The organism is uncultured Capnocytophaga sp. (assembly GCF_963525585.1).
GTDB lineage: Bacteria > Bacteroidota > Bacteroidia > Flavobacteriales > Flavobacteriaceae > Capnocytophaga.
Genome location: NZ_CAURLX010000072.1, coordinates 1 through 5,186, shown reverse-complemented (window position 1 = coordinate 5,186; position 5,186 = coordinate 1). Strand labels below are relative to the sequence as shown.

The 5,186-nt window shown below is 38.5% G+C and carries 5 protein-coding genes; 4 read left to right on the top strand and 1 reads right to left on the bottom strand.

Annotated features, from left to right (window positions below):
• From RYK20_RS10595 to htpG, 4 genes are all read left to right on the top strand, one after another.
• The coding region (locus RYK20_RS10595; RefSeq protein ID WP_314895396.1) for a hypothetical protein at positions 1 to 614 on the top strand (614 nt) is incomplete at its 5' end.
• 185 nt (positions 615 to 799) lie between these two features.
• Positions 800 to 1,588, top strand: a complete 789-nt coding sequence (locus tag RYK20_RS10590; protein ID WP_314895395.1) for a lipocalin family protein — start codon at positions 800 to 802, stop codon at positions 1,586 to 1,588.
• Between the two features lie 140 nt (positions 1,589 to 1,728).
• The gene (locus tag RYK20_RS10585; RefSeq protein ID WP_314895394.1) at positions 1,729 to 2,526 is read left to right on the top strand and encodes a lipocalin family protein; all 798 of its coding nucleotides are present in this window, start codon (positions 1,729 to 1,731) and stop codon (positions 2,524 to 2,526) included.
• 84 nt (positions 2,527 to 2,610) lie between these two features.
• On the top strand, positions 2,611 to 4,494 hold the full coding sequence (gene htpG / locus RYK20_RS10580) for a molecular chaperone HtpG (protein WP_314895393.1): 1,884 nt from the start codon (positions 2,611 to 2,613) through the stop codon (positions 4,492 to 4,494).
• Between the two features lie 80 nt (positions 4,495 to 4,574).
• Here htpG and RYK20_RS10575 read toward each other — a convergent pair.
• A partial coding sequence (locus RYK20_RS10575; RefSeq protein WP_314895392.1) for a gliding motility-associated C-terminal domain-containing protein occupies positions 4,575 to 5,186 on the bottom strand: 612 nt, incomplete at its 5' end.

The following is a 5,186-nucleotide window of genomic DNA, read 5'->3' as shown; positions in this document are numbered from 1 at the left end:
CTAAAAAAACTTATTGGTCTATTTCCGATAAAAAAATAAAGCACGAATGGTATTACTCAGAGGGTTCTGAGTGCAAATACACTCCAGTGTATTACGATTATACGGCTGCTAATGGCGTTTTTGATATGACGGTTGCCAATGATTCTCCTAATGGAAACAAAGGGGGAACAGCCTCTATAAAATACGAAATAAAGGACAAGGAACTTATCCTTCGCTTTAAAAATAATCGACAACAGGACGAAATACAAGTCCTTCGCAAAAAAGGGGTAAACTATAGTTCTCTTGATCCTTTTATAGGACGTTGGATAATGACCAAAGCTACTGTCGGACAAACGGAAGCTACTGTAAAGGAAGGAGAATGTTTGCAAGGTACTGTAGTGAGTAGCTCCTTAGGCTTTTCATTCTATTATAAAGCTCCTAACCAAAGCGGGCAATGCCAAGCGACTGTAGAAACTTTCAAATGGGTAAAAGAAGGCAATAAATATTACGATGTTACCGATCCCCAAAACAAAGAGGAGTTGGCACTTGTGTTTTCAGAAAATAACACCAAACTTTCCTACAGCAAGCAAAGCCAAAACGGTTTAGTAACCTTCTACTTTACCAAAGTAAAATAGGTGTCAGTTCTCAGTTTTCAGGTGTCAGGGGACAGCTTTCAGGATCGTCAGACGCGTCTGCCTTGTCCGCCTCGTCCGATAAATCATAAACAACATTAAACATTATTTTTTAACCCCCTCTTAACCAGATTGCCCCTCTCTCCTTGGGAGAGAGGGAACGGGAGAGAGGATAACACAAATATTATATGAAAAAACTAATTTTTTCGGCACTGGTTGCCACAACATTATTCGTTTCCTCTTGCGGGAAAGACGACGACAACGGCGGAGGTAGCACTTCGCTCACTGGGGATTGGTATCTTTACAACATTTATAATGACCCCGATGGTAATGGAAAAAGCTGGGCAATTCCTGGCAATTGCGCTAAAAAAACTTATTGGTCTATTTCCGATAAAAAAATAAAGCACGAATGGTATTATTCAAAGGGTTCTGAATGCAAACACACTCCAAAATATTACGATTATACGGCTACTAATGGCGTTTTTGATATGACGGTTGCCGATGATTCACCTAATGAAAGAAAAGGAGGTAAAACCTCTATAAAATATGAAATAAAGGACAAGGAACTTATCCTTCGCTTTAAAAATATTCGACAACAGGACGAAATACAAGTCCTTCGCAAAAAAGGGGTAAACTATAGTTCTCTTGATCCTTTTATAGGACGTTGGATAATGACCAAAGCTACTGTCGGACAAACGGAAGCTACTGTAAAGGAAGGAGAATGTTTGCAAGGTACTGTAGTGAGTAGCTCCTTAGGCTTTTCATTCTATTATAAAGCTCCTAACCAAAGCGGGCAATGCCAAGCGACTGTAGAAACTTTCAAATGGGTAAAAGAAGGCAATAAATATTACGATGTTACCGATCCTCAAAACAAAGAGGAGTTGGCACTTGTGTTTTCAGAAAATAACACCAAGCTTTCCTACAGCAAGCAAAGCCAAAACGGTTTAGTAACCTTCTACTTTACCAGAGTAAAATAGGGGTCAGGTCTTAGGGGTCAGGGGTCTGACTTGTCTGATAAATTATAAACAACAAACATTATTTTTTAACCCCTCTTAACCAGATTGCCCCTCTCTCTTTGGAAGAAAGGGAACGGGAGAGAGGATAATACAAATATCATATGAAAAAACTAATTTTTTCGGCACTCGTTGCCACAGGATTATTGGTTTCCTCTTGTGGAAAAGATAACAATGATGAAGGTAGCACTTCGCTTACTGGAGATTGGTATACCCATTCGATGTATAACCTGAAAGAAAGCTTAGGCGAATACAATTGGTATGCCCCCAACCAATGCGCAAAACAAACACGTGTTGAGATTTCTGATAAAGTACTCAAATACAAACTCTTATACGAAGAAAGGGGTACTTGCAAAGAAAACTTTGTATATTACGATTATACCACTTCTAATGGTGTTTTTCATCTGACTGTGAGGGCAGATTCTCCTGCTGATAGAAAAGGAAATATTGCCACTGTAAACTACGAAATGAAAGACAAAGAACTTATTCTTCGTTTTAAAAATAAAAAGGGTGATAATGAAATACAAGTACTCCACAAGCAAGGAGTGGATTATAGCCACCTTGACCCTTTGGTAGGCTATTGGAGGCTTACCAAAGTACAACGGAAAACACTCAATAATAAGGGAGAAGTAGAGATAAAAGAATACCCTGCAGGTAACCCTACCTGCTTCAGAGGTGATATAGTGGCAAGCTCTATGGGGTTTAGTATATTCTATACCCTACCAAATAATAATGTACAATGCGGTAGTGAGGAAAGAAAAACTTTTGATTGGGCAAGAGAAGGTAGCACCTACTACAACGTTTCCAATGGGCAAAAAGTACCTATGCCTTTCAGTTTTAGCAACAACAATCAAACGCTTTCCTTCGGCAATGGTGATACTATTTTAGTATTTCAAAAATAGAGCTTTTTAATTTTTTACTGTCATTTTGTCAGCTTATTCAGTTCGGCATTATCTTTGCTATACAAAGATAAAATTTAGATACTAATGAAAGGACAGATAAATGTTTCTGTGGAAAATATCTTTCCACTCATCAAAAAATTTTTGTATAGCGACCACGAGATTTTCCTCCGTGAACTTATCTCCAATGCTACTGATGCAACTCTTAAACTAAAGCATCTCTGCCAAATTGGCGAAGCAAAAGTACCTTATGGGAATCCTCTGATTGAGGTAAAGGTAGATAAAGAAGGTAAAAAAATCCATATCATAGACCAAGGAATAGGGATGACTGAGGAAGAGGTGGAAAAATACATCAACCAAATCGCCTTTTCTGGAGCTGAAGAATTTCTCAACAAATACAAAGATACCGCTAAGGATGCAGGGATTATTGGTCATTTTGGGCTAGGCTTTTACTCTGCTTTTATGGTGGCTGATAAGGTAGAAATCCTTACCCATTCCTACCAAGAAGGAAGTCAAGCAGTACGTTGGGAATGTGATGGTTCTCCTGCTTATTCTATAGAACCTATTGAAAAGGAAGGACACGGTACAGAAATCATCTTACATATTGCAGAAGATTCTACTGAGTTCCTTGAAGAGAGCAAAATTCGTCAGCTCTTAGTGAAGTATAACAAATTTATGCCTATTCCTATCAAATTAGGAATGCGTAAAGAAGCTCTTCCTCGCCCTGAGAATGCTCCTGAGGACTATAAAACAGAATACAAGGAGGTAGATAACATTATCAACAATCCTACTCCTGCTTGGACAAAACAACCATCAGACCTTACCGATGAGGATTATAAGGCTTTCTATCACGAACTATATCCTACTCAGTATGAAGACCCTATGTTCAGCATTCACCTGAATGTAGATTATCCTTTCCACCTGACAGGAATTTTGTATTTCCCTAAGCTAAGCAATGATATGCAGTTACAAAAGGATAGAATTCAACTCTATCAGAATCAAGTATTTGTAACAGATAATGTGGAAGGTATTGTCCCTGAGTTCCTAACCCTCCTACGTGGAGTGATAGACTCTCCTGATATTCCGCTGAATGTCTCCCGTTCCTACCTACAAGCTGATGGGAACGTAAAGAAAATTTCCAGCTATGTAACTCGTAAGGTAGCCGATAAGCTTCAATCTTTGTTCAAGGAAAACCGAGAGGACTTTGAGAAAAAGTGGAATGATATCAAGATTGTGATTGAATACGGAATGCTTTCTGAAGAGAAATTCTATGAGAAAGCTCAAAAATTTGCCCTTTATCCTACTGTAGAGGATAAGTTCTATACCTTTGAGGAACTTATAGAAAAAATAAAGCCTTTACAAACTGATAAAGACGGACAAACAGTCATCCTCTATGCTAATAATAAGGAGGCACAACATAGCTACATTGCCGACGCACAAGCAAAAGGATATGAGGTGCTCCTACTGGACTCTCCTATTGTAGCACACCTTATTCAGAAACTAGAAGGAAGTAATGAGAAAACCTCATTTGTGCGCGTAGATGCGGATTCCATAGAGAACCTTATTAAGAAAGAAGAAAACCAAATTTCCAAACTCTCAGAAGAAGAAACTGAGAAACTCAAGGATTTTGTAACTACAGCTATTGATAATACAGCTTATACAGTACAACCCGAAGCCTTGGAAAGTGAAGCTACTCCTTTCCGTATTACCCAACCCGAATTTATGCGCCGTATGAAAGAAATGCAGGCTGTAGGTGGAGGAATGATGGGCTTTGGAGGCTTCCCCGAAATGTATAACTTAGTAGTGAATACGAATAGTCCTTTGGTAAGCCAAATCCTTTCTACGACAGATGAAGTTGCTCGCAAGGCGCTTATCAGTCAGTCCTTTGACTTAGCACGCCTCTCTCAAGGGCTACTCAAAGGAGAAGCTCTAACTGAGTTTGTCAAACGTAGTTTTAGCCTACTCAAATAGTCTCTTTATTAATGAAAATACATTGCTGTAAGAGTAAAAAACACCTCTTGCGGCAATGTATATCTCTCAAAGAGTATTTTCTACTTCACATATAAGAATCCTTTTTTGACTTCTTGTTGCCTATTATGGAAATAGGTAAGTATATAAAAATAAGTTCCTGAAGGTAGGCGTTGCCCCGTTCCCACTACTCCACTTACATTAGCATATCCTCTAAATATTTCTCCATTTTCCTGATAGTGATCTGAAGCATATACTTGTAGTCCCATTTCATTAAAAATAACCACAGAAATAAGTGTATTAGGATCTGTATACTCTACTTTGAAATAGTTCTCTGAACCACTTTCGGTAGAAACAGCATTATATACCCTGATTTCTTCTCTTCTTTCTGTAGATGCTGAATCAGGGATATGGGATGATTTAGGAACTATAGTAATTACCTGCTTATGGGTAGTTTTATTACCACAAGCATCCGTAGCTACCCAAGTATATACTACTTTTGATACCTTTCCTCCCTCTACTTCTCTATTTTCTGAATGGGTAACCATTGTATTGCTACAACCATCAGTAGCCGTAAGAGAGGCTTGCATAGGTATATTATCTCCTTCTTGTAGGGTAATATCCTTAGGAAGGTCTCCCACAAAGGTAGGAGGGGTAGTATCAGATACTTTTATATTTTGTCTATGAACTATAGA

Bases quoted from the DNA above. Each gene is read 5' to 3' on its own strand.
- RYK20_RS10590 (WP_314895395.1), top strand. From the start codon at position 800: ATGAAAAAACTAATTTTTTCGGCACTGGTTGCCACAACATTATTCGTT.
- RYK20_RS10585 (WP_314895394.1), top strand. From the start codon at position 1,729: ATGAAAAAACTAATTTTTTCGGCACTCGTTGCCACAGGATTATTGGTT.
- htpG (WP_314895393.1), top strand. From the start codon at position 2,611: ATGAAAGGACAGATAAATGTTTCTGTGGAAAATATCTTTCCACTCATC.